At 74.2% G+C, this 26,681-nt stretch carries 23 protein-coding genes; 3 read left to right on the forward strand and 20 right to left on the reverse strand.

Annotation, left to right across the window (positions count from 1 at the left end):
* The first annotated feature begins 57 nt into the window (after positions 1–57).
* On the forward strand, positions 58–4,833 hold the full coding sequence (locus PO879_RS04525; protein WP_278236736.1) for an NAD-glutamate dehydrogenase: 4,776 nt from the start codon (positions 58–60) through the stop codon (positions 4,831–4,833).
* Between the two features lie 129 nt (positions 4,834–4,962).
* On the opposite strand, the gene PO879_RS04530 is transcribed toward PO879_RS04525, so the two are convergent.
* The 15 genes from PO879_RS04530 to PO879_RS04600 form a co-directional block, all read right to left on the reverse strand.
* Positions 4,963–6,183 carry an acetyl-CoA C-acetyltransferase gene (locus tag PO879_RS04530; RefSeq protein ID WP_278236737.1) on the reverse strand — a complete coding sequence of 407 codons (1,221 nt, stop codon included), beginning with the start codon at positions 6,181–6,183 and terminating at the stop codon, positions 4,963–4,965.
* Positions 6,180–7,313, reverse strand: coding sequence for an alpha/beta hydrolase (locus tag PO879_RS04535; protein ID WP_278236738.1), 1,134 nt, complete (start codon positions 7,311–7,313; stop codon positions 6,180–6,182). Before PO879_RS04535 ends, PO879_RS04530 begins: the two co-directional genes overlap by 4 nt.
* A complete protein-coding gene (locus tag PO879_RS04540; RefSeq protein ID WP_278236739.1) occupies positions 7,310–8,011 on the reverse strand; it encodes a 3-oxoacid CoA-transferase subunit B in 702 nt (233 codons plus the stop codon). Before PO879_RS04540 ends, PO879_RS04535 begins: the two co-directional genes overlap by 4 nt.
* A 3-nt stretch (positions 8,012–8,014) precedes the next feature.
* The gene (locus PO879_RS04545; RefSeq protein ID WP_278236740.1) at positions 8,015–8,887 is read right to left on the reverse strand and encodes a CoA transferase subunit A; all 873 of its coding nucleotides are present in this window, start codon (positions 8,885–8,887) and stop codon (positions 8,015–8,017) included.
* Positions 8,884–9,861 carry an alpha/beta hydrolase gene (locus PO879_RS04550; RefSeq protein ID WP_278236741.1) on the reverse strand — a complete coding sequence of 326 codons (978 nt, stop codon included), beginning with the start codon at positions 9,859–9,861 and terminating at the stop codon, positions 8,884–8,886. The genes PO879_RS04545 and PO879_RS04550 overlap by 4 nt, the downstream gene beginning before the upstream one ends.
* The gene (locus PO879_RS04555) at positions 9,858–10,613 is read right to left on the reverse strand and encodes a 3-hydroxybutyrate dehydrogenase (RefSeq protein WP_278236742.1); all 756 of its coding nucleotides are present in this window, start codon (positions 10,611–10,613) and stop codon (positions 9,858–9,860) included. Before PO879_RS04555 ends, PO879_RS04550 begins: the two co-directional genes overlap by 4 nt.
* Positions 10,610–11,260 carry a TetR/AcrR family transcriptional regulator gene (locus PO879_RS04560; RefSeq protein ID WP_278236743.1) on the reverse strand — a complete coding sequence of 217 codons (651 nt, stop codon included), beginning with the start codon at positions 11,258–11,260 and terminating at the stop codon, positions 10,610–10,612. Before PO879_RS04560 ends, PO879_RS04555 begins: the two co-directional genes overlap by 4 nt.
* On the reverse strand, positions 11,257–12,789 hold the full coding sequence (locus tag PO879_RS04565) for an AMP-binding protein (RefSeq protein WP_278236744.1): 1,533 nt from the start codon (positions 12,787–12,789) through the stop codon (positions 11,257–11,259). Before PO879_RS04565 ends, PO879_RS04560 begins: the two co-directional genes overlap by 4 nt.
* Entirely contained in the window at positions 12,786–13,949 is a 1,164-nt protein-coding gene (locus PO879_RS04570) for a branched-chain amino acid ABC transporter permease (protein ID WP_278236745.1), read from the reverse strand. Before PO879_RS04570 ends, PO879_RS04565 begins: the two co-directional genes overlap by 4 nt.
* Positions 13,946–14,818: a branched-chain amino acid ABC transporter permease gene (locus PO879_RS04575; protein WP_278236746.1), complete on the reverse strand. Its 873-nt coding sequence runs from the start codon at positions 14,816–14,818 to the stop codon at positions 13,946–13,948. Before PO879_RS04575 ends, PO879_RS04570 begins: the two co-directional genes overlap by 4 nt.
* Positions 14,815–15,528, reverse strand: a complete 714-nt coding sequence (locus tag PO879_RS04580; RefSeq protein ID WP_278236747.1) for an ATP-binding cassette domain-containing protein — start codon at positions 15,526–15,528, stop codon at positions 14,815–14,817. The genes PO879_RS04575 and PO879_RS04580 overlap by 4 nt, the downstream gene beginning before the upstream one ends.
* Complete coding sequence (locus PO879_RS04585) at positions 15,525–16,304, reverse strand: ABC transporter ATP-binding protein (protein WP_278236748.1); 780 nt, start codon at positions 16,302–16,304, stop codon at positions 15,525–15,527. Before PO879_RS04585 ends, PO879_RS04580 begins: the two co-directional genes overlap by 4 nt.
* 2 nt (positions 16,305–16,306) lie before the next feature.
* A complete protein-coding gene (locus tag PO879_RS04590; protein WP_278236749.1) occupies positions 16,307–17,512 on the reverse strand; it encodes a substrate-binding domain-containing protein in 1,206 nt (401 codons plus the stop codon).
* A gap of 237 nt (positions 17,513–17,749) precedes the next feature.
* Positions 17,750–18,949: a Na+/H+ antiporter NhaA gene (gene nhaA, locus PO879_RS04595; protein WP_278236750.1), complete on the reverse strand. Its 1,200-nt coding sequence runs from the start codon at positions 18,947–18,949 to the stop codon at positions 17,750–17,752.
* Positions 18,950–19,161: 212 nt separating this feature from the next.
* Positions 19,162–19,719: a DUF1697 domain-containing protein gene (locus PO879_RS04600; protein ID WP_278236751.1), complete on the reverse strand. Its 558-nt coding sequence runs from the start codon at positions 19,717–19,719 to the stop codon at positions 19,162–19,164.
* Positions 19,720–19,975: 256 nt separating this feature from the next.
* Here PO879_RS04600 and PO879_RS04605 point away from each other — a divergent pair, with 256 nt between their 5' ends.
* On the forward strand, positions 19,976–21,313 hold the full coding sequence (locus tag PO879_RS04605) for a PhoH family protein (protein ID WP_278236752.1): 1,338 nt from the start codon (positions 19,976–19,978) through the stop codon (positions 21,311–21,313).
* On the opposite strand, the gene PO879_RS04610 is transcribed toward PO879_RS04605, so the two are convergent.
* Positions 21,282–22,679, reverse strand: coding sequence for an FUSC family protein (locus tag PO879_RS04610; RefSeq protein WP_278236753.1), 1,398 nt, complete (start codon positions 22,677–22,679; stop codon positions 21,282–21,284). The two genes, PO879_RS04605 and PO879_RS04610, sit on opposite strands and share 32 nt — an antisense overlap.
* 68 nt (positions 22,680–22,747) lie before the next feature.
* Between PO879_RS04610 and PO879_RS04615 the strand changes: the two genes are divergently transcribed.
* Positions 22,748–23,236: a MarR family transcriptional regulator gene (locus PO879_RS04615; RefSeq protein WP_278236754.1), complete on the forward strand. Its 489-nt coding sequence runs from the start codon at positions 22,748–22,750 to the stop codon at positions 23,234–23,236.
* Positions 23,237–23,301: 65 nt separating this feature from the next.
* Here PO879_RS04615 and PO879_RS04620 read toward each other — a convergent pair whose 3' ends face one another.
* The 4 genes from PO879_RS04620 to PO879_RS04635 are packed head-to-tail and all read right to left on the reverse strand — an operon-like array spanning position 23,302 to position 26,620.
* Complete coding sequence (locus tag PO879_RS04620; RefSeq protein ID WP_278236755.1) at positions 23,302–24,735, reverse strand: class II fumarate hydratase; 1,434 nt, start codon at positions 24,733–24,735, stop codon at positions 23,302–23,304.
* 54 nt (positions 24,736–24,789) lie between these two features.
* Entirely contained in the window at positions 24,790–25,434 is a 645-nt protein-coding gene (locus tag PO879_RS04625; protein ID WP_278236756.1) for a carbonic anhydrase, read from the reverse strand.
* Positions 25,431–26,354 (reverse strand): carbohydrate kinase, encoded by a 924-nt coding sequence (locus PO879_RS04630; protein ID WP_278236757.1) that lies wholly within the window; start codon positions 26,352–26,354, stop codon positions 25,431–25,433. The genes PO879_RS04625 and PO879_RS04630 overlap by 4 nt, the downstream gene beginning before the upstream one ends.
* A complete protein-coding gene (locus PO879_RS04635) occupies positions 26,354–26,620 on the reverse strand; it encodes an exodeoxyribonuclease VII small subunit (protein ID WP_278236758.1) in 267 nt (88 codons plus the stop codon). The genes PO879_RS04630 and PO879_RS04635 overlap by 1 nt, the downstream gene beginning before the upstream one ends.
* Positions 26,621–26,681: the final 61 nt, after the last annotated feature.

Below are 26,681 nucleotides of genomic sequence, written 5' to 3' on the forward strand. Positions count from 1 at the left end.
TAGCATCGGGACGACCCGCAACCCGGGTCACGGTCCCGACGGAGAACGAAGAGGTTCATGACCGACGACGCTGTGCCGAGCCCGCAGATCCAGGATGCCGTGGACGACCTCCCGGCCGAGCTGCGGCGCTGTGCCACCCATCTGCTGAGCGCCTGGACCGACGAGGACGCCACGGAGCGCGAGCCCCGTGACATCGTCGGTGCCGTCGCCTCGACCTGCCGGTTCGCCGAACAGCGCGAACCCGGCGAGACCCTGGTGCGGGCGTTCACCCCCACCCTGCGCGAGGACGGCTGGACGTCGCGCCGCACCGTCGTCGACATCTGCACCGACGACGCGCCCTTCCTGGTCGACTCGGTCGACGGGGCCGTCGCCCGCCACGGCGGCACGGTCCATCTCATGCAGCACCCCGTGGTCGGGGCGCAGCGCGACGAGTCCGGCCGGCTGCTCGAGATCGCGTCGCGCGGCGGACGCGCCGAGTCGTGGATGCACCTGGAGACCGACCGCATCACCGACGCCGAGGACCGCGACGCCCTCGAGGCGCGGCTGCGCGACGTCGTCGCCGACGTCCACGCGTCCGTCGACGACTGGGCGGCGATGCGCCGCGCCTGCCTCGACATCTGCACCGACCTGCGCGTCCAGCCGCCCCCCACGGCCGACCCGGACACGGTCGCGCCCACGATCGAGTTCCTCACCTGGCTCGCCGAGGACCACTTCACGTTCCTCGGCTACCGCGAGTACGTCCTGGAGGAGCGCGACGGCGAGGACGTGCTGCGTCCGCTGACGCACACCGGTCTGGGCATCCTGCGCAAGCCGACGACCGACATCGTGCACCTGCGCCCCGAGGCCCGGCGCACCGCCCGCGAGCCGCGGCTGCTGACGATCACGAAGGCCAACTCGCGCGCGACGGTGCACCGCGACGTCTACCTCGACTACGTCGGCGTGCGGACCTTCGACCACGCCGGCAACGTCACCGGCGAGCGCCGCATCGTGGGGATGTTCACCTCGGCCGCCTACGCCTCCTCGGTGCTGACCCTGCCGATCGTGGCCGCGAAGGCGCGCGCCGTGCTCGCCGCCTCGGGGCTCGCCCCGACCTCGCACTCCGGCAAGGACCTCCTGCAGGTCCTGGAGCAGTACCCGCGCGACGAGCTCTTCCAGGACACCCCGGAGCACCTGTACGCCGTCGCCAGCCAGGTCAGCCGCCTGCGCGAGCGGCGCCGGTCGCGGATCTTCCTGCGTCCCGACGAGTTCGGTCGTTTCGTCTCGGCCCTGGTCTACCTGCCGCGAGACCGCTACACCACGGCGGTGCGGCTGCGGATCGAGGCGCTGCTGCACCAGACCTTCTCCGCCGAGCGCGTCGAGCACACCACCCGCGTGGACGACTCGCCGCTGGCGCAGCTGCACTTCGTGGTCCGCCTGCCCCGGGGCACGGGGATCCCGGACGTCGACGAGGACGAGCTGCAGCGCGGGCTCGAGGACGCCGTGCGGACCTGGTCGGCCGCCCTGGTCGACGCCCTGCACCACACGCACGGCGAGGAGGAGGCCGCCGAGGTCCTGGCGCGCTACGGCTCCGCCTTCCCCGAGGCCTACAAGGAGCAGGTCGAGCCGGCGGCGGCGGTGGGGGACATCAGGCGCCTGGACTCCCTGAGCCCGGACGACCCGATCGCGGTGCACCTGTACGCCCCGGAGGACGCCGACGACGGCGTGCGGCGGCTCACGGTCGCCTCCCTGCAGGAGCAGCGGCTGACCCGCGTGCTCCCGATGCTCACCGACCTGGGTGTCGACGTGCTCGACGAGCGCCCCTACACGATCCGGCTCGCCGACGGCGGCACCCGGTACCTGTCGGACTTCGGCATCACCGCCCCCGACCCCGCGCTGTGGGAGGCCGACGGCGCCGCGGAGGCGCTCGAGGAGGCCTTCCGGGCGGTGTGGTCCGGCGAGGCCGAGAGCGACGCCCTCAACGCGCTGGTGCTGCACGCCGGCCTGGCATGGCGCGACATCGTCGTCCTGCGGGCGATCGGGCGGTACCTGCGCCAGACGGGGTCGGCGTTCTCGATGGAGTACATCGACGCGGCGCTCATCGCCCACCCGCACCTGGCCACCGACCTGGTGCGGCTGTTCGCGCTGCGCTTCGACCCGGACCTCGACGTCGACCGCGACGCCGAGGTCGACCGGGCCGCCGACGCCCTGCTGGCGGCCCTCGACGACGTCGCCAGCCTGGACCACGACCGCATCCTGCGGGCGTTTCTCGGGGTCGTGCGTGCCACGCTGCGCACCAACTTCTACACCCGGGACGCCGACGGAGCCCCGACGCCGTGGGTGTCGATGAAGTTCGACTGTGCCCGGGTGCCGGACCTGCCCCGCCCGCACCCCATGGCCGAGATCTGGGTCTACTCCCCGCAGGTCGAGGGTGTCCACCTGCGTTTCGGGGCGGTGGCCCGCGGCGGCCTGCGCTGGAGCGACCGGCGCGAGGACTTCCGCACCGAGGTGTTGGGCCTGGTCAAGGCGCAGATGGTCAAGAACGCGGTGATCGTGCCGACCGGGTCCAAGGGCGGGTTCGTCGCCAAGCAGCTGCCGGACCCGGGCGACCGCGAGGCGTGGCTCGCCGAGGGCCGGGCCGCCTACCGCACGTTCATCCGGGGGATGCTCGACCTCACCGACAACCGGGACGGTACCGAGGTGGTGCCGCCCGAGCGGGTCGTGCGCCACGACGGCGACGACCCCTACCTCGTGGTCGCCGCCGACAAGGGCACGGCGTCCTTCTCCGACATCGCCAACGAGATCTCCGCCGAGTACGGGTTCTGGCTCGACGACGCCTTCGCCTCCGGCGGGTCGGACGGGTACGACCACAAGGCCATGGGGATCACGGCCCGCGGCGCCTGGGAGTCCGTGAAGCGGCACTTCCGCGAGCTCGACCACGACACGCAGTCCGAGGACTTCACGGTCGTCGGGGTCGGGGACATGTCCGGCGACGTCTTCGGCAACGGCATGCTGCTCTCGGAGCACATCCGGCTCGTGGCCGCCTTCGACCACCGGCACGTGTTCGTCGACCCCGACCCGGACGCCGCCATGTCGTTCGCCGAGCGGCAGCGGCTGTTCGAGCTGCCCGGGTCCACCTGGGCGGACTACGACGCCGACCTGATCTCGCCCGGCGGCGGCGTGTTCCCGCTGTCGGCCAAGTCGGTCCGCGTGACCCCGCAGATCGCCGAGGCGCTGGGCCTCCCCGAGGGCGTCACCGCCCTCACCCCGACCGAGCTGAAGCGCGCCGTGCTCCTGGCGCCCGTGGACCTGCTCTGGAACGGCGGCATCGGCACCTACGTCAAGGCCGCCGCGGAGTCCCACGACGAGATCGGCGACCGGGCCAACGACGCGATCCGCGTCGACGGCGGCGACCTGCGGGTGCGGGTCGTGGGGGAGGGCGGCAACCTCGGCGTGAGCCAGCGGGGCCGCATCGAGGCGGCCATGGCGGGGGTGCAGATCAACACCGACGCCATCGACAACTCCGCCGGGGTGGGCACCTCGGACCACGAGGTCAACATCAAGATCCTGCTCGGTGCCGTGATGCGCGACGGCCGCCTGGACCTGGCCGACCGCAACAAGCTGCTGCAGTCGATGACCGACGAGGTCGCGGAGCAGGTGCTGCGCGACAACTACGAGCAGAACGTGCTGCTGGGCAACTCGCGGGCGAACGCCGCGGTCATGCTGCCGGTGCACGCCCGCCTCATGGACTGGCTCGAGCAGCGCGGAGAGCTCGACCGCGCGCTGGAGGTGCTGCCCGACGTCGCCGAGATCACCCGGCGCGTCGAGCAGGAGCAGGGCCTGACCCGGCCGGAGTTCGCCGTCCTGGTGGCCTACGCGAAGCTCGCGCTCAAGGAGGACCTCAACGCGACCGACCTCGCCGACGACCCGTGGTTCGAGCGCACCCTGGCCGCGTACTTCCCGGCGCCGGTGCGTGAGGAGTACGGCGAGGACCTGGCCGCCCACCCGCTGCAGCGCGAGATCGTCGTGAACGCCGTGGTGAACTCGATGGTCAACCGCGGCGGCATCACCTTCGCCTACCGGGCCACGGACGAGACGGGGGCCTCGACCGACCAGATCGCGCGCGCCTTCGTCGCGGCCCGCGAGATCTTCGACCTGCGGGGCTTCGTGGAGGCCGTCGAGGCGACCGACAACGTCGTGGCCACCGCGGTGCAGACCGACCTGTACCTGGAGTTCCGCCGGCTGCTCGACCGCGCCGCGCGGTGGTTCGTGCACCACCGCTCCGACGGGCTCGACGTCGGGGCCGAGATCGAGGCCTTCGCCGGGCCCGTGCGCACCTACGGCTCCCGGCTGGGCGAGCTGTTCCAGGGCGAGGAGCTGCGTCAGTACGCCGAGCAGGTCGAGGCCCTGGAGGCGGCGGGGTGCGGCCCGGAGCTCGCCCGTCGCGGCGCGAGCCTGCTCGGGGCGCTGCCCCTGCTCGACGTCGCCGAGCTCGCGGAGACCCGCGGCTGGGACCTGGACGAGGTGGCGCAGACGTACTTCGCGCTGTCCGGCCGGCTCGGGGTCCCGGACATGCTCACCCGGGTCTCCGCGCTGCCGCAGGACGACCGCTGGGACTCGATGGCGCGCGCCGCGCTGCGCGACGACCTCTACGCGGTCACGATCGCCCTGACCGCCTCGGTGCTGGAGGCCACGGAGTCCGGTTCCGCGGTCGAGCGGATCGACGCCTGGGTCGAGGACGGGGGCGCGGCCGCCGGCCGGGCGCTCGACGCCCTGGTGACCGCGTCCGGCGTGGAGGATCCGGGTATCGCCACGCTGTCCGTGGCGCTGCGCCAGCTGCGGTCCCTGGTGCGCTGACGACGGCCAACCCGCCGACGGCCAACCCGCCGACGGCCAACCCGCTGACGGCCAACCCGCTGTGGGCATGAAATCTGCAGTCCTCTATCGGTGGAGGACTGCAGATTTCATGCCCACAGCGGGCCGGGGTCAGGCCTCCAGCAGCAGCGCTTCGCCCTGTCCGCCGCCCCCGCACAGCGCGACGGCGGCGCGGACGCCGGTCTCGCCGTCGGCCCGGCGGCGGGCCAGCTCGTGCGCGGCGTGCACGGCCAGGCGTGCGCCGGACGCCCCGATGGGGTGCCCGAGCGAGATGCCGCCGCCGTGCGGGTTCACGATCTCCGCCGGCAGCCCCAGCACGCGGGCGGACGCCGCGGACACGACGGCGAAGGCCTCGTTGATCTCGACGTGGTCGAGGTCCTCGGCCGTCCAGCCCTCGCGGCTCAGCGCCGCGGTGATGGCGTTCGCCGGCTGGGAGTGCAGGGAGGTGTCCGGCCCGGCCACCTGCCCGGCCGAGCGCACGGTCGCCAGCACCGGCACGCCGACCGCTTCGGCGCGCGAGCGCGTGGTCAGCACCAGCGCGGCGGCGCCGTCGGAGATCTGCGAGGCGTTGCCCGCCGTGATCGTGCCCTCGGCGGAGAACGCCGGGCGCAGCCGCGCCAGGCTCTCGGACGTGGTGTCCGCGCGCACCCCCTCGTCGGAGGAGACCACCACGGGGTCGCCCTTGCGCTGCGGCACCTCCACCGGCGCCAGCTCGGCGGTGAACACACCGTCCTTGGCGGCGCGGGCGGCCCGCTGGTGCGAGGCCGCCGCCACCGCGTCCTGCTCGGTGCGGTCCACGTGCACCGAGCCCGTGTTGTGCTCCTCGGTGCTCAGGCCCATCGCCTGGCCGTCGAACGCGTCGGACAGCCCGTCGCGGGAGACGGCGTCGAGGAGCGTGGCGTCTCCGTAGCGGAAGCCCGCCCGGGCGCCCGGCAGCAGGTGCGGGGCGTTCGTCATCGACTCCTGGCCGCCGACGAGCACCACGGACGCCTCGCCGGTGCGCAGCAGCCGGGCCCCGTCGACGACGGCGGTGAGCCCGGACAGGCACACCTTGTTGACGGTCACCGCGGGCACCGTCATCGACACCCCGGCGGCGACGGCGGTCTGCCGGGCCGGGTTCTGCCCCGCGCCGGCCTGGAGCACCTGGCCGAAGACCACCGTGTCGACGTCGGCGGCGAGCGCACCCGCCTGCTCCAGCGCGGCCCGGGCCGCCACGGCGCCGAGCTGCACCGCCGAGAGCGAGGCGAGGGAGCCGCCGAGGCGCCCCTGCGGGGTCCGGGCGGCGGAGACGACGACCACGTCGTCGGGTCGCAGGTCGGTCGTGCTGGTCATGAGGCTCGCTCCTCGTCGTCGAGGGCGGGGCCGGGATCGCCGGCGGCCGCCACGGGCTCGATGGTCCGGACGGGGGCGCGCACGGCGTCCACGACGAGCGCGAGCACCTCGTCCGGGCTCTCCAGGTGCGGCGAGTGGCCCACGCCGGAGAGCACGACTTCACGGTACGCCCCGCCGCGGGCCGCGTAGTCCTCCAGCACGGCCCGGGTCTGGCCGACCATCGGCTGCGGCGGGCACGCCTGGACCCCGGGCCACCCGGGCACGGCCCCCAGCGCCCCGAGCTGGGCCAGGTCGAGCGCCGAGGTGTCCGAGACGATCGCGTCGGCGTCGCCGCGGACCCACAGCACCGGGGGCTGCGGGGTGACCGCGGCGAACCCGGACAGGTCGAGGTAGCGCGGGGAGATCGCGTTGTTCATGCCGCGGGTCCCCGGCGCCACGGACGGCCAGCGGTCCGACGGCGTCAGGTCGCCCGGGTAGTGGTCCGGCCCGGTGCGGGTGCTGAGCACGGAGTCCAGCAGCTCCTCCTCCTGGTCGGCGATCGTGGCGGGGTCGGCGACGTAGACCCCGCGCAGGACGCCGCGGGGCGACCCCGGCTCGTGGGAGCGGTCGCCCGCGGCGATGGCGGCCACGAAGTCCGGGTTGGCGGTGCCGCCGCCGGACCCGGCGTGGTCCGGGGACGTCGGCGTCCCCGCCAGGTCCCGGGTGCCCCCGAACCCGTACGGGGACATCGGCGCCTCGAGCACCAGCGCCGCGAACCGCACGGCGTCGTCGATCGCGAGCTGCAGCACCACCCCGGCGCCGGCCGAGTGGCCGAGCGCCGTCAGCGGGGGAGCACCGGGGGAGTCCAGCCCCAGCGCCGCGACCACCGCTGCCACGTCGTCGGCGAGGTCGCGCATCCCGCGCGTGGCGTCGATCGGCAACGGCTCGCTGTCGCCGAACCCGCGCAGGTCCACGGCCACGCCGCGCACGTCGTCGGGCAGCGCCGCGAGCAGGCGGGCGAAGAAGGCCGACGACGAGCAGTTGCCGTGCACGCACAGCAGAGTCGCCGCACCGCCCGGGCCGGTGTCGCGCACGTGGAACGTGCCCCGGGACGTGGTGACGTCGCTGCGGTGGACCGGACGCCCGCTCACGCGGTGCCCCCGACGGCCGCCGGCGGGCGCACGGCGTGCGGTGCCGCCGCCAGCGGGGAGTCGTCCAGCTCGACGGTGATCTCCGGCTCGGTGCGCTCGCGGACCTCCTCCTCGGTCACGCCGGGGGCGAGCTCGCGCAGCACGAGGCCGTCGGGGGTGACGTCGAGGACGGCGAGGTCGGTGATGATGCGGTGCACCACCTCCCGGCCCGTCAGCGGCAGCGAGCACTCGTGCACGATCTTCGGCGACCCGTCCCGGGCGGTGTGCTCCATGACGATGATGAGCCGGGCGGCACCGTGGACGAGGTCCATGGCGCCCCCGGGGCCCTTGATCATCTTGCCGGGGATCATCCAGTTCGCGAGGTCGCCCGTGGCCGAGACCTGCATCGCCCCGAGGATCGCGGCGTCGATCTTGCCGGCCCGGATCATGGCGAAGCTCGTCGCCGAGTCGAAGATCGCCGCGCCGGGCAGCGTGGTCACGGTCTGCTTGCCGGCGTTGATGAGGTCGGGGTCGACCTCGTCCTCGGTGGGGAACGGGCCGACGCCCAGGATGCCGTTCTCGCTCTGCAGCACCAGGTGCTTGTCCGCCGGCACGTAGTTCGGCACCAGCGTGGGCAGGCCGATGCCGAGGTTCACGTACCAGCCGTCGAGCAGCTCGCGGGCGGCGCGGGCGGCCATCTCGTCGCGGGTGAGCGCCATCGCTCAGCCCTCCTTCCGTGCGGTCGTGCCGTTGCTGGAGTCTGCGGTGCCGTCCGGGGACGCGTCCTCGCGCACCGTGCGGCGCTCGATCCGCTTCTCGATGTCGGGGCCGACGACGACCATGCGGTGCACGAACACCCCGGGCAGGTGGACGTCGTCGGGGTCGATCTCGCCGGGCTCGACCAGCTCCTCGACCTGGGCCACGCAGACACGGCCGGCCATCGCGGCCAGCGGCGTGAAGTTGCGCGCCGAGCGGTGGAAGACGAGGTTGCCGAACCGGTCGCCCTTGGCGGCGTGCACCAGCGCGAAGTCGGTGCTGATCGCCTCCTCGAGGACGAACTCCTGGTCGTGGACGCCGTCGGCCGCCGCCACGGGGAAGGTGCGGATCTCCTTGGCGGGGCTGCCGACCGCGATCCCGCCGGCGCCGTCGTACCGGCGCGGCAGACCGCCGTCGGCCACCTGCGTGCCGACGCCGGTGCGCGTGTAGAACGCGGCGATGCCCGCGCCGCCGGCGCGCAGCTTCTCGGCGAGCGTGCCCTGCGGGGTGAGCTCGACCTCGAGCTCGCCGGTGAGGAACTGGCGCTCGAACTCCTTGTTCTCGCCGACGTACGACGACGTCATCTTGCGGAGGCGTCCGGCGTTCAGCAGGACGCCGAGACCCCAGTCGTCGACGCCGCAGTTGTTGCTCACGACCGACAGGTCGCTCGTGCCCTGGGCCAGCAGCGCCTCGATCAGGGCGATCGGGTTGCCGCACAGGCCGAACCCGCCGACGGCGAGCGAGGCGCCGTCCGGGATGTCGGCCACGGCCTCGGCCGCGCTGCCGACGACCTTGTCGAGCCCGGTCGGCTCGGCGGCCGGGGGAAGGGGTGTGCTCATCGGACCTCCTCGGTGCGGGCGCCCAGCAGGGCGCGCGTCTCCGCCGCGACGGCGGCGCTGCCGTCACGGCCCATGATGATCGTGTAGTGGTTGACGTCCGGCACGTCGCGGGGCCGCAGCGCCGGGGCCCGCTGGGTCCAGCGTGCCATGTGCGCGGGGTCGTACAGCGGGCTCGGCTCGTCCAGCAGTCCGCGGGGAGCCCGCAGCAGCGTCGTCGGCCGCTCCAGGCGGGCCAGGGCGCCCGCGACCGGCCCGCCGTCGTGCAGGTCGAGGGCGTCGGCGGCCACCGCCTCCGGGTTCGACGCCGGGCGCAGGCCGTCCGGCGTGGCCACGAGGTCGTAGTCGACGTAGTCCAGCACGGCCGGCCCCCACACGGCGGTGAACGCCGGGTGCTGCGACCAGAAGGACTGGTAGGCCTCCGCGTCGGGGAACGTGCGCCGCAGCCGGTCGGCCGCCGGGCCGAGCACGGCCCGCAGGCGCTCGGCCGGTGTGGCCGCGGGATCGAGCCCGGGCGGCTCGGGCAGGGGCACGCCGCCGTCGACGAGCAGCAGGCCCGCCACGACGTCGGGGTGCCGGTCGGCGAGGGTCACGGCGACGAAGCCACCCATGGAGTGCCCGAGCACCGGCACCGGGCCGTCGGCCACGGCCCGGGCCACCGCGGCGACGTCGTCGGCGTGCCGGGTCATGCCGCAGGGACCGGGCAGGTCGCGGCTGCGCCCCCGGCCGCGCAGGTCCGGCGCCACGACCCGCACGCCGGGCAGCTCCCCGGCCAGCAGCGGCCAGGCCAGGTGCGAGGCGGTGATGCCGTGCACCGCCAGCAGGGTCGGGGCGTCGGGCGCGACGACGCCGTCGGCGTCGACCGGGTCCCACACGCCCACCCGCAGCGCACCGCCGTCGACCGGGACGTCGAGCGTCCGGTAGCGGTGCCCGGGCACGACGTGCCGCAGCGCGACGGCGTCCGGCGCGGCGGTCACTTGGCGCTCCAGCCGCCGTCGACGGTCCACGAGGCCCCCGTGACCATCCGGGCGGACGGCCCCGCGAGCCAGGCGACCAGCTCGCCGACCTCCGCCGGCTCGGTGAGCCGCTTGATCGCCGACTCGGTCAGCAGCACCTTCTCCAGCACCTCGGACTCGTCGATGCCGTGCACCCGGGCCTGGTCGGCGATCTGCTTCTCGACCAGCGGCGTGCGCACGTAGCCCGGGTTGACGCAGTTGCTGGTGACCCCGTGCGGGCCGCCCTCCAGCGCGGTGACCTTCGACAGGCCCTCGAGGCCGTGCTTGGCCGCCACGTAGGCGGACTTGAACGGCGAGGCGACCAGCCCGTGCACGGAGGAGAGGTTGACGATGCGGCCCCAGCCGCGCTCGTACATCCCCGGCAGGGCCGCCCGGACCAGCAGGAACGGCGCCTCGAGCATGATGCGCTGGATGAGCCGGAACGCGTCGGGGTCGAACTCCTCGATCGGGCTCACCCGCTGGATGCCGGCGTTGTTGACCAGCACGTCGGCGTCGAGCGTCAGGTCGTCCAGCGCGGCGGTGTCGGCCAGGTCGACCACCCAGGCCTCCCCGTCGACGTCGGCCGCGACGCGCTTCGCCGCCTCGGCGTCGCGGTCCGCGACGACCACGTGGGCCCCGCGGGCGGCCAGCGCCGCCGCGCAGGCCGCGCCGATCCCGCTGCCGCCGCCGGTGACGACGGCGCGGCGGCCGTCCAGGTACGTCTCGGTGCTCATGCGGACGGTCCTTCCTGGGGCGCCAGCGCCCGTTCGATGAACTGCATGGTCTGGGCGAAGACGTCCTCGGGGATCTCCGGGAGCCGGTCGTCCTGCCCCGGCCCGCCGCCGTCGGCCGGGCCGTCGGCCCCGCCCCACAGCACCCAGCGCATCCCGACGATCTCGCCGATGCCCATCAGCGCCCAGGCGGCCACGGTGGGGTCGACGTCGCCGACCTCGCCGTTCGCCCGCGCCTTGTCCAGTCCGGTGACGTACCCCTCGACGATGCGCTGGTAGTGGCGGCGCAACGCGTCCGGTGCGACGAACTCGGCCTGCCGCACCACCCGGTACAGCGCGGGGTGCTCGGCGGTGAACCGGAAGAAGGCGCGGAACCCGGCTCGCTCCGCCTCCAGGCGGTTGGACGCCTGGGAGCTCGCCTCGTACATGGCCTGGCGCACGCGCTGGTTGAGGTCGTCCACGAGCTCGACGAAGACGGCGTGCTTGCCCTCGAAGTACAGGTAGAAGGTGCCCATCGCGACGCCGGCGGCCTCGGTGATCTTCACGATCGAGGCGTCGTGGTAGCCCAGGTCCGCGAACACCTGCTCGGCGGCGGCGAGGATCTTCGCGCGGGTCCGGTTCCCGCGGGCGGTGCGCGGCGCGTTGCTCATCGGGCCTCCTCGGTGCGGGCACGCAGGGCGTGCCGGGGGATCTTGTGCAGGGACGTGCGGGGCAGCGCGTCGACGAGCGCGAACCGCTGCGGGACCTTGAAGTGCGCGAGCTCGGCGCGGCAGTACGCCTCCAGCTCCTCGGCGTCCGTGGCGTACCCGGCCCGGGGCACGACGAAGGCGTGCCCGACCTCGCCCCACCGGTCGTCGGGCACCCCGACGACGGCCGCCTCGGCGACGCCGGGGTGCCGGTGCAGCACCGCCTCGACCTCGGCCGGGCTGACGTTCTCCCCGCCGACGATGAACAGGTCCTTGAGGCGGTCCACGATCCGGTGGTAGCCGTCGGCGTCCCGCTCGACCAGGTCCCCGGTGCGCAGCCAGCCGCCCGCGAACGCCTCCGCCGTGGCCTGCGGGTCGCGGAAGTACCCGGCGAACAGGCCCGGCCCCCGCACCAGCAGCTCGCCGGTGGCGGCGCCGTCCAGGTGCTCGCCGGTGGCCGGGTCGGCGATCGCGACGTCCACGTGCGGGTACGGCTTGCCGGCCGACCCGGGGCGCTCGCGGGCCTCGTCGTCGGGCAGGCACAGGACGTTGGGTCCGGCCTCGGTGAGGCCGTACCCCTGGGTGAGGGCGACGCCGCGGCGGTGCCACGTGCGCAGCAGCGGTTCCGGCATCGGCGCCCCGCCCACGACGGCGGTGCGCAGCGAGGACAGGTCGGTGCGGGCGAAGCCGGGGTGCTCGGCCAGCAGCAGGTACTGGGTGGGCACGCCCATCATGGTGGTGACGTGCCGTTCGGCGATCAGACGGAGCACCCGCTCGGGCTCGAAGGTGCGCTCGAGCACGACGGTGGCCCCGCTCCACCAGGCCAGCAGGGGCTGGATGTTCCACCCGCCCGCGTGGAACTGCGGCAGGACGCTGAGGACGACGTCGTCGTGCGACATCTCGACCGTGCGCGAGAAGGCCAGGTTGGTCCAGAAGCAGCTCGCGTGGGTCAGCACGGCGCCCTTGGACCGGCCCGCGGTGCCCGAGGTGAACAGCAGCAGCAACGGGTCGTCGTCCTGCACGTCGCGCTGCTCGCCGGGGCCCTCGTCCCGGCGTCGCGAGGGCGGCGGCACCGCGGCCTCGACGCCGGAGCGGCCCAGCCCGGTGGACCGCGGCGGCAGGACGAGCCGGTCGAGCGCCGCCGCGGCCAGGGTGGCGAACTCCTGCTCGACGAGGACCAGGGCCGGGTCCGCGCGGTCGATCTGGTCCGCGAGCTCGCGGGGGGAGGAGCGCCACGACAGCGGGGCGAGCACGAGGCCTGCCTGGGCGCAGGCGAAGAACAGCACGACCTGGTCGGCGCTGTTGCCGGTGACGGTGGCGACGCGGTCGCCGACGCCGTAGCCCGCGGCGCGCAGCGCGCCGGCGAGCTGCGTGGCCCGGTCGTCGAGCTCGGCGTAGGTGAGCGTCACCCCGCGGTCGTCGACGGCGACGCGGTGCGGTGTCGACGTCGCCCGGTCGCGCGTCCAGCGCCCCAGCGTGTGCAGCCCCGTCATGCCGACTCCTCGATCGTCTCCCGTGCGGCCTCGCGCTGCCGGTCCCGGCCGGACCGGTGGGCCAGCCGCTGCGCCGCGCCGGCGATCCCGCCGGGCAGGAACAGCACCACGAGGACGAACAACGTTCCCAGGATGAACAGCGGTTCGCTCAGGGGCACGCGCAGGACGGACGGCAGCCCGGCGATCGCCTCGGAGGAGGCCAGCGCACCGAGTCGCTGGTCGAGCAGCGTGTACAGCACGCCGCCGACGACGGCGCCCCACCGCGACCCGACTCCGCCGAGCACGACCATGACGAGCAGGGTGAGCGTGAAGTCGGCCGACGTCACCCGCGGGACGGCCCCGGACTGCAGCAGCAGGTAGGCCATGCCGACCCCGGTGGCCAGGGTGGCCGCGACGACGAAGACGAGCAGCTTGACCAGGTAGGGGCGTCCGCCGACGACGCGCACGCGCATCTCGTTCTCGCGGGTCGCCGCGGCCACGTGGCCGGCGCGGGAGCGCTCGACCCACAGCACGATCGCGTAGACGACGACCAGGACGGCCAGGGCGAGCCAGTAGAGGTTGCGCGTGTTCGCCACGCCCACGAGGGCGTCGGGGACGTGCGCGGTGTCCAGGGCGAGGCCCTCCTCGCCGCCGGTGGCACCGGCCGGGTTGCGACGGACCAGCACGTTGCCCGCCTGGGCGAACGCGAGGGTGACCATCGCGAACGAGATCCCGGTGACCCGCAGCGAGATCGCCCCCACGAGGTGCGCGACGGCGATGCCGCCGACGAGCACGACGCAGGCGGCCGGCAGCAGCGGCAGGTCCGTGCGGTCCAGCACGATCGCCAGCCCGTAGACCCCGACGGCGAAGTACAGCGCGTGCCCGAAGCTGAGCAGCCCGGCGACGCCGAACAGCAGGTGGTAGCTCAGGGCCAGGGCCCCGACGAGGAGCGCCAGGGCGAGGACCTGCAGGGTGCCCGGGGTGTAGGTGGGGCCGGGCAGCACGCCGGGCAGGGAGATGGCGAGCAGCGGCAGGCAGGCGAGCAGGACGACGAGCCCGAGCCCGATGGCCGGCGGGAGCCAGCGGCGTCGTGCCGGCACCGTGCCACCGTCGTCGGCGGGCAGCGGGGCGGTCTCGTCGGACCGGGGCGAGGACTGCTGGGTGGTCGGCGTGGTGGTCATGCTCTCCTCCCGAGGAGGCCGGAGGGACGGACGAGCAGCACGAGCGCCAGGAGCAGGACGACCACGAGGTCGCCGTAGCCCCAGTAGTAGTTGGCGAACTGCTGCAGGACCGCGACGAGGACGGCGGCGACCGCGGCGCCGGTCAGCGACCCGAGCCCGCCGATGACGGTGACGATGAAGGCGAAGATGAGCAGCTGGGCGCCCAGGTGCGGCGAGACGTACCCGAAGTACTGGGAGGCGAGCACCCCGCCGAGGCCCGCGGCCGCGCCGCCGACGGCGAAGACCAGCGTGAACGCCTTGCGGACGTCGATGCCGAGCGCCGTGACCATGGCGCGGTTCTCCACGCCGGCCCGGATGATCAGGCCGAAGCGCGTGTAGCGCAGGAACAGCACGATGCCGACGAGGACGAGGACGGCCGCGCCGATCGCGAGGAACCGGTCGTTGGGGACGGGGGCGCCGGCGACGTCGGTGGTGCCGCGCAGCCAGGCGGGACCCTCGATGAACTCGGGGTCCGAGCCCCAGGCCCCCTCGAACAGGGCGACGGTCGCCAGGGCGAGGCCGACGGTCACCAGGACCTGCTCGATGTGGCGTTCGTAGAGGCGCCGGACCAGCAGCAGCTCGGTGAGGGCGGCGAACGCGGCCCCGACGCCGGCGCCGACGACGAGCGCGAGGCCGAAGACGGCCCAGCTGTCGGCGCCGAGCCGGCGGGCCACCTCCCACCCGGCGAAGGCGCCGAGGGTGAGGAACGATCCGTGGGCGAAGTTCAGCACGCCCATCAGCCCGTAGATGAGCGACAGCCCGGAGGCGACGAGGAAGTACAGCGCACCGAGGCCGAGCCCGGTGATCAGCAGCAGGACGATCGTGCTCATGCGGCGTTCTCCGAGGTGTGCACGCCCAGCAGGCGCTGGATGCGGTCGGGGTCGTCGAGCAGCTCTGCGGCGTCGCCGGTGTGGACCACGCGGCCGGCGTCGATGACGACCACGGTGGTGGCGAGCCGTTCGATGACCTCGAGGTTCTGCTCGACCAGGAGCACAGGAGCGGTCGCGGCTGCCTCGGCGAGCGCCGTCGCGACCTCCCCGACGATCTTGGGCGCCAGGCCCTTGGTCGGCTCGTCGACGAGGAGGAGGCGGTTGTCGTTGAGCAGCGCCCGGGCCAGGGAGACCATCTGCTGCTGACCGCCGGAGAGCGTGCCCGCGCGCTGCGCGGAGCGCTTGACGAGGTCGGGGAACAGGTCGGCCACGAGCTCGCGGCGCGGGGCGGCGTCCCGTTCGGCCAGGCGCAGGTTCTCCGCGACGGTCAGGCCCGCGAAGACCTCGCGGTCCTCCGGGACGTAGCCGACGCCGCGGCGCACGATGCGGTCGGTGCTCAGCCGGTCGATGCGCTCGCCGGCGAGGGTCACCTCGCCGGTGCGGGCGTAGAGACCGAGGAGCGCCTTGAGGGTGGACGTCTTGCCGACGCCGTTGCGGCCGAGGACGGCCGTGACGCCGGTCGCGGGGACGTCGAAGGTGACGTCCTCGACGACCTGCTGGCCGGCCACGGTGGCGCGCAGGTTCGTCACGCGCAGGATCGGCTCGGTCACGCGACGTCTCCCAGGTAGGCGCTCTGGACGGTGGGGTCGGACATCACGGCCTCCGGTGTGTCGTAGGCGAGCAGCTCGCCGTGGTGCATGACGGCGACCCGGTCCACGAGCCCGAGGACGACGTCCATGTGGTGCTCGACCATGAGCACGGTGCGGCCGCTGCGGTGCAGCCGGCGGATGACCTCGCTGAGCCCGGGCACGTCCGAGGAGGAGACCCCGGCCATGGGCTCGTCGAGCAGGATGACGCTCGGGTCGGTGGCCAGCAGGACGGCGATCTCCAGCTTGCGCTTGTCCCCGTGGGAGAGGTCGCCGGCGGCGACGCCGAGGCGGTGCTCCAGGCCCACCTCGGCGAGGTGCTCGACGGCACGCCGGGTGGCGGCGTCGCGCCGGTGCGGGAACGCCAGCACCGACAGGCTGCGGCCCAGGTGCATCTGGGCGGCGAGCCGGACGTTCTCGAGCACGTCCAGACGCGGGAAGACGCTGGAGGTCTGGAAGGTGCGGCCCAGCCCGGCACGGGCCCGTCGGGCGACCGGGTCGCCGGTGACGTCGCGGCCGTCGATGCGGACCGTGCCCGTCGTGGGGCGCAGGACCCCCGAGACGAGGTTGAACAGCGTCGTCTTGCCGGCACCGTTGGGGCCGATGACGCCGATCATCTCGCCCGGCGCGACCTCGAGGGTCACGTCGTGCAGGATCTGCGCGCCACCGATCTGCAGGCCGAGGCCGTGGGTGGCGAGGGCGGGCACGGTGCGGTCCGTGCCGGGCTGGTGGTGCGGCATCGTCAGTCGGCCTCCGGCGGGGCGACCGCGTCGGCGGGCACCTCGTCGACGAGCTCGGGCATCCAGGAGCCGTCGGTCTCGACCAGGCCGACCTGGTACATCGGCTGCAGCACCGCGTGGTCGGTCTCGCGGATCGTCGTCGAGCCCTTGGGGCCGTCGAACGTCCAGCCCTCCAGCGCGCCGACCATGGCGTCGACGTCGTCGCCGCCCTCGGCGATCGCGTGCACGATCATCTGCGCCGCGACGAAGCCGTCGGGCGTGAACAGGTCGGGCGTCCCGCCGGCCTCCTCGACCGCCGTGACCATGGCGTCGTTGACCTCGTTGTCCGGTGCGCCGGGGAAGTAGTGGTTGAGGAAGTCGACCTTGGCCGCGGCGTCGCCGTAGGCGTCGTAGGTGGCGGCGTCGCCGAGGCCGGTGACCACGGTGGTGGCGTCGAGGACGCCCTGCTGGTCGAGGCCCTGCCACATCGCGCCCGACGACGCGCCCGCCCAGGCGACGAAGACGAGGTCGGGGTCGGCGTCGATCACCTGACGGGCGAACGGCGTGAACTCGGTGGCGTCCTCGGGCACGAGGATGCTGTCGACGTCGGCGCCCTGGGCACCGAGGACGCCGTCGACGGCGGCGAGGTTGCCCTGGCCGAACGCGGTGTCCTGGGCGAAGACGAGCACCTTCGCGCCGTCGGGCTCGACGAACGTGCCGGCCGTGGCGACGTCCTGCAGCGACTGCCGGCCGGAGCGGAACGTGTAGTCGTTGATGCCGGTGATCGCGTCGGCGGCGGCGGGGCCGGAGACGTAGAGCACCTGGTTCTGCTCGGCCTGCTCGGCGAGCTTGAGCGCGATGCCGGAGGAGACGGTGCCGCCCATGATCTGCACGCCCTGGCCGATGATGTCCTTGGCGTGGTTGACGGCCTTGTCCGGGTCGCCGGCGTCGTCGAGGTAGGTGACCTCGATCGGCTGCCCGTCGACCTCGCCGGTGCCGTCGGTCGCGTAGTCGAGGCCGGCCTCGAAGCCCTGGTGGTAGGCCTCGCCGTAGGCGGCGAGCGGTCCGGTCTTGGAGTAGATGATGCCGACCTCGACGGGTTCGGCCGCGGCGCTCTCGCCGCCGTCGTCGGTGCCGCCGACCCCGCCGTCCGCCGGTGCGCACGCAGCGAGCGCCAACACCGTGACGGCAGTGGTGGCCAGTGCGAGGGACTTCTTCGTGACCCGCATGACTCTGCCCTTCGTTGGGTTCTCACCCGCCAAACATGACAGGTGATTCAGGTATGAGGATCTTGTCGGGCGACGCGTCCGGATGTCAAGACGGTGGCCCCGGGATCGGGTCACGATCCCGTCACGAACCGGTCGTGCAGCCCGCCGCCCGGGCAGCACGAAGGCCGCCGCCCGTGGTGGGCGACGGCCTTCGACGGGGCGGGCCGGGCGGTCGGGACGACGCGGCCGGCGCCCGCCTCAGTGCTCCCTGCGGTCCTCCTCGTCGCCGATGACCGTGGTGACCTCGTCGGGCAGGTCGTCGCGGTTCATGTCCGGGCCGCGCTCCTGCTTGGCGTCCCACCGCAGGGTGAGGGCGCCCAGCGTGGCGGCGACGACGGACGCGATGAGGATGGCGGCCTTGGCCCCCAGCGTGTACTCCGAGCCCTCCTCGAAGGACAGCTCGGCGATGAGGAGCGAGACCGTGAACCCGATGCCCGCCAGGAAGGCGACGGGCAGCAGGTCGCGTACTCCGATGCCCTGGGCCAGCCGCAACGGGGTCACGCGGGTGACCAGCCAGGTCGTGCCCAGGATGCCGAGGAGCTTGCCGAGCACCAGGCCTGCGACGATCGCGTACACCACCGGCTGGCCCAGGATCTCGGCCGGCCCGCCGCCGTCGACCAGGTTCACGCCGGCCGAGAAGAAGGCGAAGACGGGCAGGGCGAGGCCCTGGGACCACGGCTTCACCGCGTGCTCGTAGTGGTGCGTCCGCGTCTCGCGCTCGCCGTGGATCGGACGGGCCGTGGCCGCGAAGCCCATGAGCACACCCGCGATCGTGGCGTGCACCCCCGAGGCGTGCATGAACGCCCAGGCGACGACGAACAGCGGGACCAGGATCCACCACTTCGGCGACCGGGTGCGGACGTACCAGGCGAAGACCGCGACGACGACGAGCGAGCCGCCCAGCCAGGCGCCGTTGATCTCGCTGGTGTAGAAGACCGCGATGATGATGATCGCCAGCAGGTCGTCGACCACCGCGAGCGTGAGCAGGAAGGTGCGGATCGCCACGGGCAGGCCCTTGCCGAAGACCGCCAGGATCGCGAGCGCGAAGGCGATGTCGGTGGCGGTGGGGATGGCCCAGCCGTGCAGGGCCTCCGAGCTGCCGAGCGTGAGGACCACGACGACGTAGAAGATCGCCGGCAGGGCCATTCCGCCCACGGCGGCCAGCATCGGGACGCCGGCCTGCTTGGGGCTGCGCAGCGAGCCGGCGACGAACTCGTGCTTGAGCTCCAGGCCGACCGTGAAGAAGAAGATCGCGAGCAGGCCGTCGGCGGCCCACTTCGCCAGCGTCAGGTCGAGGTGGATGTACACGGGGCCGATGTACGCCGGGCCCACCACCGTCTGGGACAGCGTCTCGTAGGCCTCCCGCCACGGTGAGTTGGCGAAGATCAGCGCGATCACGGCGGCACCGATGAGGAGGGCACCACCGGTCGTCTCCCGGCGGAGGAAGGTCGCCAGGCGGGTGCCGAAGGACTGGGTCGTCGTGTCGTGGCTCAGGGCATGCTCCTGGGTCGTCGATGGGCACGGGCCGGCGTTCCAGCCGACTTCACCGACCAGACTTCCCGGCTCGCCAGAGGCTCATGCTACCCGCGCACCGTTCGCGCGCCCGGTGGTCAGGGCGTGTCGTCGGTCATCCCCCGGAGGCGGAGCACCGTGCGCCAGTTGCGACCCGTGGTCCACGTCCCGGTGGCGCGGTCCAGGCGCGCGCTCGTCAGGCGGCTGCGTCCGATGCCGTCCGGGTAGTGCACGAACAGCGCGCCGTCGGCCGTCGCCAGCCGTTCCGGGCCGTCGTGGTCGGCCGCGAGCCGTGCCACGCCGTCGGCGTCCACCGGGTCGGGGCCGAGGTGGAGCTGCAGGTGGGAGGGGTCGTCCTGCGCGGGTCCGGGGAAGGGGTTCGCCGCGACCAGGTGCGTCAGCCGGGCCGCGGACACCGCCAGCAGCGGCACCGGCGCACCCAGGGTCGCGGCCAGCGCGGCGCCCACCCCCGCGGCGACGCCCGGGGCGTCGTCCGGGGCGTCCGTGCCCGACGACGCCACGAGGTTCCCGCTGGTCGCGTACGTGCGGGCGTCGCGGAGACCTGCCTCGGCGGCCGCGGCGCGCAGGTCGGCCGCCGCGACCCGGCGGTGCGGGCCGAGGTTGACCCCGCGCAGCAGCACCACGTAGCTCGTCACGGCTCCATCGTGCCCCGCGGGTCACGGCCGTGTGAATTCTGGATGACACCTTCGCGCCACGCCGCCGGTGTGACCCTGCTCACGGCCGACGGGACGTAGCGTGACCGGCAGGACACCCACCCAGGGTGTCCCCGGGAGGCCAACCGATGGAGTGCATGCTCCGTGCAGGAGGGCCGGCCCCGGTCCTGGTGCACGACGTGCGCGAGGCCGGTCGCCCGCCCCACCCGCCGTTCCGCTCTGCACGAGGGAGCACATCGTGGCCCACACCGATCCCACCGCCCACCCCCGGACGTTCGTCGTCGACACGTCCGTGCTGCTGTCCGACCCCCGCGCCATCCACCGGTTCGCCGAGCACGACGTCGTGCTGCCCGTCGTCGTCGTCACCGAGCTCGAGGCCAAGCGGCACCACGCCGAGCTCGGCTACTTCGCCCGCAGCGCCCTGCGGGCCCTCGACGACCTGCGGATCACGCACGGTCGCCTGGACGCCCCGATCCCCATCGGTGACGACGGCGGGACGTTGCGGGTCGAGCTGAACCACAGCGACCCGGAGGTGCTGCCCGCCGGGTTCCGGCTCGGGGACAACGACACCCGCATCCTGGCGGTGGCCGCGAACCTCGCGGCCGAGGGCCGCGACGTCACCGTGGTGTCCAAGGACCTGCCCATGCGGGTGAAGGCCTCCGCCGTCGGGCTGCGGGCCGAGGAGTACCGCCACGAGCTCGCGGTCGACTCCGGGTGGACCGGGATGCGCGAGATCGCCGTCACCGACGACCAGCTCTCCGCCCTGTACGACGGGACCGAGCTCGAGCTCGCGTCCCTCGCCCCGGAGGTCATGGCCGAGGCCTCCCCGCTGCTGTGCCACACCGGACTGGTCATCCACGGCGGGGGCGGGTCGGCGCTCGGCCGGGTCACGGCCGACAAGCGGATCCGGCTGGTGCGCGGCGACCAGGACGTGTTCGGGGTGCACGGCCGCTCCGCCGAGCAGCGGGTCGCCATCGACCTGCTCAACGACCCGGACGTCGGCATCGTCTCGATGGGCGGGCGCGCCGGGACGGGCAAGTCGGCCCTGGCCCTCTGCGCGGGCCTCGAGGCGGTGCTCGAGCGCCGGCAGCACCGCAAGATCCTCGTCTTCCGTCCGCTGTACGCCGTCGGCGGGCAGGAGCTGGGCTATCTGCCGGGGTCCGAGTCGGAGAAGATGAACCCGTGGGCCCAGGCCGTCTACGACACCCTCGGTGCCCTGGTCTCCCCGCACGTCGTCGACGAGGTCATCGACCGCGAGATGCTCGAGGTGCTGCCGCTGACGCACATCCGCGGACGGTCCCTGCACGACGCCTTCGTCATCGTCGACGAGGCCCAGTCGCTCGAGCGCAACGTGCTGCTCACGGTCCTGTCCCGGATCGGGCAGGGGTCGCGGGTCGTGCTCACCCACGACGTCGCCCAGCGGGACAACCTCCGCGTCGGGCGCCACGACGGTGTCGCCGCGGTGATCGAGGCGATGAAGGGGCACCCGCTGTTCGCCCACATCACCTTGACCCGGTCCGAGCGCTCGCCGGTGGCGGCGCTCGTCACCGAGATGCTCGAGGGCCTGGAGATCTGAGTCCTACCGAGCCGTCGGGGTCCGGGCCGTCGCCGGCGGGGCCCCGACGGCGACGGCGCGGGTGGACCAGGACCACGGCGCCGACCCCGACGGCGGCGCCGAGGACTGTGTCGAGGGCCCGTGCCAGCGCGATCCCGCCGGCGTCGGCGGGCGCGGCCAGCGAGGTCATGAGGAGCGCCATCGGGGTGATCGTCAGCATCGCGAGCCCGTAGTGGCGGCCGACGACCAGCTCGGTGACGACCTGCAGCGCCACGACGAGCACGCAGGTCGCGGCGAAGCCGAGGTCGGCGTCGAGCAGGAGCCAGGCGACGAGCGCGCCGACGGCGGTCCCCGCCGCCCGCTGCAGAGCCCGGACGACCGCGTGCTGCGCCGTCGTCCCCTGCAGCGTCGCCGTGGCCCCCATCTGGGCCCAGGCGGGGTGGGTCAGACCGCCGGCCGTCGCCAGCAGACCGGCGCCCAGGCTCGCCAGGACGACGCGGACGCCGGTGAGCCGCCACGAGGAGGACCGCGCCTCGCGGACGGCCTGCTCGCGCAGGCTCGTCCGGGCGGGCCGCGGGCGGTCCGGTGCCGGACCGCCGGCGGTGTCGTCGAGCACCCGTTCCACGGCGTCGAGCTCGGTGGTCAGCGACCGGGCGGTCCCGCGCGTCCGGCGGTGCGACGAGTCGTCGGCGAGGGCCGCCCGCGCCGTGTCGATCGCGGCGCGGGCGGTGCGTACGGCGTCGCCGTGGCGCAGGTCGCCGGCGGTGTCGACGGAGGGTCCGGCGGCCCGCCGCACGGCGTCCGCGGCCCGCCGCACGGCCAGCCGGGCCGGTGCCGACGGTCGCGCGAGGTAGCCGCTCATGCCCACGGTCCAGGCGATCGCCGCACCGACGAGGGCCGCTCCGCCACGCTCGGCCACGTCGGGCCAGCCGAGGGGTCCGGCGAGCCCTCCCGCGGCGGCGAACACGACGATCGTGGCGCCGGGCGGCCCGGTGCGGACGAGCCGGCAGAGCACGGTCGTGGCGCCGGCGATCGCGGCGACGGCGAGCAGGGTGACGGCCGGTGCCGCCCCGGCGGCGGTCAGGGCGGAGGTCGCCACGAGGGCGGTCGTCAGGAGGCCGCCGAGCAGGGCGAGCACGGCCGCCCGGCGGCGGTACGGGTCGAACCGTCCGAACAGGGAGGCCAGCGCTCCGAGCGCCGCGAAGCCGGCCAGGTCACGGTGGCCGGTCGCGGCGCAGACGGCCAGGGCGAGCCCGACGGCCGCGCCGCAGCGCAGGGCCGCGGCCAGCGTGGCGTCGGCGGGGCTGACGCGCAGTGCGGCGCGCAGGTGCTGGGTGTCGAGGACGTCGCGTGCGGTGGTGACGACGGGGGAGGAGGCGAGGCGCATGTCCTGCCATGATAGTTCACGAGTAAATCACCAGGGAACTACTGCGGCGTCGTCCCTATCCTGGGCGGGTGGACTACATCGAGAGGGTGCGGGCCCGGTGGGCCGAGCTGCTGCCGGACGTCGACACGGCGCCGGCGGAGACCGGCGCGCGGATCCGCAGGATCGCGGGCCTGCTCGAGGCCGCGCTGGCCGGCGAGCTCGCGGCCCACGACGTCTCGCGGGCCGAGCTGGACGTGCTGACGGCGCTGCGGCGCGCCGATCGCCCGCTGCGCGCGGGGGAGATCACCACCATGACGGGGTCGCCCGGGGCGTCGATCACCAAGCGGCTCGGGCGGCTGGAGCGCGACGGGCTGGTGGAGCGCGCCGTCCACGAGCGCGATCGCCGCGGTGTCGTGGTGGCGCTGACCGACCGCGGTCGTGCGGTGGTCGACGAGCTGTTCCCGCGGCAGGTCGAGCACGAGCGGGCGGCCGTCGCGGACCTGTCGGCGGCGGAGCGGGCCGAGCTGGCCCGGCTCCTGGCCGTCGTCCTGCGTCGGTTGGACCCGCAGGACTACTGACCGGGTTGCCGTCGCGGACCGGGCCGTCCCGGTGCCGCGGCGTCGTCCGCGGCACCGGGCGCGGCTCAGGCCTGCGGCGGGCGCGTCATGGACAGCACGTCGAGCGCTGCGTCGAGCTGGGCCTCGGTGACCTCGCCCCGCTCGACGAACCCGAGCGCCACCACGGCCTCGCGGACCGTGATCCCCTCGGCCACCGCCTTCTTGGCGACCTTGGCCGCGGCCTCGTAGCCGATCACGCGGTTGAGCGGCGTGACGATCGACGGCGAGGACTCGGCGAAGGCGCGGGCCCTGTCGACGTTGGCCGTCAGGCCGGCGACCGTCTTGTCGGCCAGCACGCGCGAGGCGTTGGACAGCAGACGGATCGACTCCAGCACGCCCTGGGCGATCACCGGGATCTGGACGTTGAGCTCGAAGGTGCCCGTGGCGCCGGCCCACGCGACGGTCGCGTCGTTGCCGACGACGCGCGCCGCGACCATGAGCACGGCCTCGGGGATCACCGGGTTGACCTTGCCCGGCATGATCGACGACCCCGGCTGCAGGTCCGGGATGGCGATCTCGCCGAGACCCGTGTTCGGGCCGGACCCCATCCAGCGCAGGTCGTTGCAGATCTTGGTGACCGACACGGCGATGGTGCGCAGCGCGCCGGACAGCTCGACGAGGCCGTCCCGGGCGGACTGGGCCTCGAAGTGGTCGCGGGCCTCGGTCAGCGGCAGCCCCGTGTCCTCGCGCAGCAGCTCGATGACGCGCTGCGGGAAGCCGGCCGGGGTGTTGATGCCCGTGCCCACGGCCGTCCCGCCCAGAGGGACCTCGGCGGCGCGGGGCAGCGCGGCCTCGACGCGCTCGATGCCGTACCGCACCGCGGCGGCGTACCCGCCGAACTCCTGGCCGAGCGTGACCGGCGTGGCGTCCATCAGGTGCGTGCGGCCCGACTTCACGACCTCGGCGTACTCCTCGGCCTTGGCCGACAGCGCCTCGGCGAGGTGCTGCAGGGCCGGGACGAGGTCGCGGACGACGCCGGCCGTGGCGGCCACGTGCACCGACGTCGGGAAGACGTCGTTCGAGGACTGCGAGGCGTTGACGTGGTCGTTCGGGTGCACGTCGCGGCCCAGGGACCGCGTGGCCAGCGTGGCCAGCACCTCGTTGGTGTTCATGTTCGACGAGGTGCCCGACCCCGTCTGGAAGACGTCCACCGGGAAGTGGCCGTCCAGCTCGCCCGAGGCGACCTGGTCGGCGGCGGCGGCGATGGCGTCCGCGACGTCCTGGTCGAGCACGCCGAGCTCGGCGTTGGTGAGCGCCGCGGCCTTCTTCACCCGGGCGAGCGCCTCGATGTGGCTGCGCTCCAGCGGCGTGCCGGAGATGGGGAAGTTCTCGACCGCACGCTGCGTCTGGGCGCGGTAGAGAGCGTGGGCGGGGACACGGACCTCGCCCATCGTGTCGTGCTCGATGCGGTACTCGGTCGCGGGCGCGTCGGCGCCACCGGCGGCGGTGTCGGAAGTCATGCGTCTATCGTGCCGCACCCGACCCCGCCGCCGCGTGTGAGAGGAGTCACGCGCTCAGCGCAGCGGTTCCTCGCCCACGTCACCGGCGACCTCGACGAGCCGCGCGGACCCCTCGGCGAGGTCGTACTCGACGCCGACGATCGCCGTGCGCCCCTCCGTGACGGCCGCGTCGAGGGCGCGGGAGTAGCCCCGCAGCGTCGTGACGGTGTGCCGCACGTGCGCCGTGCGCAGCCGGTCGGCCAGGACCGCCTCGTCCTCGTCCTCGGACTCGTCGGGCGAGCCGGAGAGCTCGGCGATCGAGGGGATCACCTTGTCGACGACGGAGCGGACGAACCCGGGCGGCTGCTCGCCGGTGCGCAGCGTGTGCGCCGTCGCGCCGACCGCGCCGCACGAGTCGTGCCCCAGGACCACGATCAGCGGCGCTCCCAGGACCTCCACTCCGTACTCGATCGACCCCAGGACCGTGGTGTCCACCACGTGCCCGGCCGTGCGGACCACGAACACGTCCCCGAGGCCCTGGTCGAAGATGATCTCCGCCGCCACCCGCGAGTCGGAGCAGCCGAACACCACGGTGTGCGGGTGCTGCGCGGCGGTCAGCTCGGCGCGACGCACCGACATCTGCGACCTCTCGGCCGGCTCGTCGTGGACGAAGCGCTCGTTGCCGGCCCGCAGCGCGGCCCAGGCTTCCTTCGGGGTCATGCATCCTCCAGGTCGTCGTTCCACGGCGGGTTCGCTCCCGCACGCGACACGGTCACGGCCGCCACGGCGGCGCAGCGCGAGAGCAGCCGCTCGACCGTGGCGTGGTCGATCGTAGCCAGTGCCTCGCGGCGGTCGGCCCCGAGCAGGTCGGCCGACCACAGGCCGTCGAGCAGGGCGCCCATGAACGAGTCCCCGGCCCCGACGGTGTCCACGACCTCGACCGGTCGGGACGGCACGTGCACCTCGCCCGTCGCCGTGACCGCCGTCGAGCCCTCCCCGCCGAAGGTGACGACCACCAGCGCCGCGCCGAGGTCGTGCACCCAGGCGCGGGCGACGTCCAAGGCGGCCGTCTCCGGTGCGAGCCAGGCGAGGTCCTCGTCGCTGACCTTGACCACGTCGGCCAGCCGGACGAGCTCCTCGACGCGCGCACGGGCCCCGGCCGCGTCGCCCATGAGCACGGGACGGGCGTTCGGGTCGTAGGTGATGGTCGACGTCGCGCGCGCGGCCTCGACCACGGTGCGGACGTCGGCGGCGCCCGGCTCCAGCACGGCCGCGATCGAGCCGGTGTGCACGGCCAGCGTCCCGGCGTCCGCGGCCGTCCCGACGGGTACCTGCCAGTCGAGGTCGAACGCGTAGGTGGCGGTCCCGGCGTCGTCCAGCGTTGCCTGCGCCACGGACGTGCGCGCCGCGCCGTCGCTGCCCGGCGCCAGCGTCACGCCCGAGGCGGCCAGCCAGGACCGCACGGTGTCGCCGCGTTCGTCCCGCCCGAGCCAGGTGGCCAGCCGGGCGTCCCGTCCGAGGCGGCCGAGCGTGAGCGCGACGTTGGCCAGCGAGCCGCCCGGGTGCTCGGCGCTCGTGCCGTCGGGTCGGTGGACGACGTCGACCAGCGCCTCCCCGACGGCGAGGACGTGGCCGGCCATCAGCCCTGTCCGTCCGGTGCGGCGGTCTCGGCGCTCGAGGCCGACTGGGCGGCGGCGAGCCGCTCGCGCGCTCCGTCGAGCCACTCCTGGCAGCGGGCGGCCAGGGCCTCGCCGCGCTCCCACAGGGCGAGCGACGTCTCCAGCGGCTCGCCGCCGGCCTCCAGCCGGGAGACGACCTGGACCAGCTCGTCGCGCGCCTGCTCGTACGTCAGCGTGCCGACGTCGGGGGCGTCGGCCGGGGCGGGGGTGAGGTCTGCGTCGGTCACGACACCAGTGAACCGCACCGGTCCGACATCGTGCCCACCGGTCCAACGGCCGGGCACCGTC

The organism is Isoptericola sp. AK164 (assembly GCF_029643425.1).
GTDB lineage: Bacteria > Actinomycetota > Actinomycetes > Actinomycetales > Cellulomonadaceae > Isoptericola > Isoptericola haloaureus.

What these genes read in the sequence shown, in the direction of transcription:
- PO879_RS04525 (WP_278236736.1), top strand. Translation starts at nt 58, where the DNA reads ATGACCGACGACGCTGTGCCGAGCCCGCAGATCCAGGATGCCGTGGAC.
- PO879_RS04530 (WP_278236737.1), bottom strand. Translation starts at nt 6,183, where the DNA reads ATGACCAGCACGACCGACCTGCGACCCGACGACGTGGTCGTCGTCTCC.
- PO879_RS04540 (WP_278236739.1), bottom strand. Translation starts at nt 8,011, where the DNA reads ATGGCGCTCACCCGCGACGAGATGGCCGCCCGCGCCGCCCGCGAGCTG.
- PO879_RS04545 (WP_278236740.1), bottom strand. Translation starts at nt 8,887, where the DNA reads ATGAGCACACCCCTTCCCCCGGCCGCCGAGCCGACCGGGCTCGACAAG.
- PO879_RS04555 (WP_278236742.1), bottom strand. Translation starts at nt 10,613, where the DNA reads ATGAGCACCGAGACGTACCTGGACGGCCGCCGCGCCGTCGTCACCGGC.
- PO879_RS04560 (WP_278236743.1), bottom strand. Translation starts at nt 11,260, where the DNA reads ATGAGCAACGCGCCGCGCACCGCCCGCGGGAACCGGACCCGCGCGAAG.
- PO879_RS04565 (WP_278236744.1), bottom strand. Translation starts at nt 12,789, where the DNA reads ATGACGGGGCTGCACACGCTGGGGCGCTGGACGCGCGACCGGGCGACG.
- PO879_RS04570 (WP_278236745.1), bottom strand. Translation starts at nt 13,949, where the DNA reads ATGACCACCACGCCGACCACCCAGCAGTCCTCGCCCCGGTCCGACGAG.
- PO879_RS04575 (WP_278236746.1), bottom strand. Translation starts at nt 14,818, where the DNA reads ATGAGCACGATCGTCCTGCTGCTGATCACCGGGCTCGGCCTCGGTGCG.
- PO879_RS04585 (WP_278236748.1), bottom strand. Translation starts at nt 16,304, where the DNA reads ATGCCGCACCACCAGCCCGGCACGGACCGCACCGTGCCCGCCCTCGCC.
- PO879_RS04590 (WP_278236749.1), bottom strand. Translation starts at nt 17,512, where the DNA reads ATGCGGGTCACGAAGAAGTCCCTCGCACTGGCCACCACTGCCGTCACG.
- PO879_RS04610 (WP_278236753.1), bottom strand. Translation starts at nt 22,679, where the DNA reads ATGCGCCTCGCCTCCTCCCCCGTCGTCACCACCGCACGCGACGTCCTC.
- PO879_RS04620 (WP_278236755.1), bottom strand. Translation starts at nt 24,735, where the DNA reads ATGACTTCCGACACCGCCGCCGGTGGCGCCGACGCGCCCGCGACCGAG.
- PO879_RS04625 (WP_278236756.1), bottom strand. Translation starts at nt 25,434, where the DNA reads ATGACCCCGAAGGAAGCCTGGGCCGCGCTGCGGGCCGGCAACGAGCGC.
- PO879_RS04630 (WP_278236757.1), bottom strand. Translation starts at nt 26,354, where the DNA reads ATGGCCGGCCACGTCCTCGCCGTCGGGGAGGCGCTGGTCGACGTCGTC.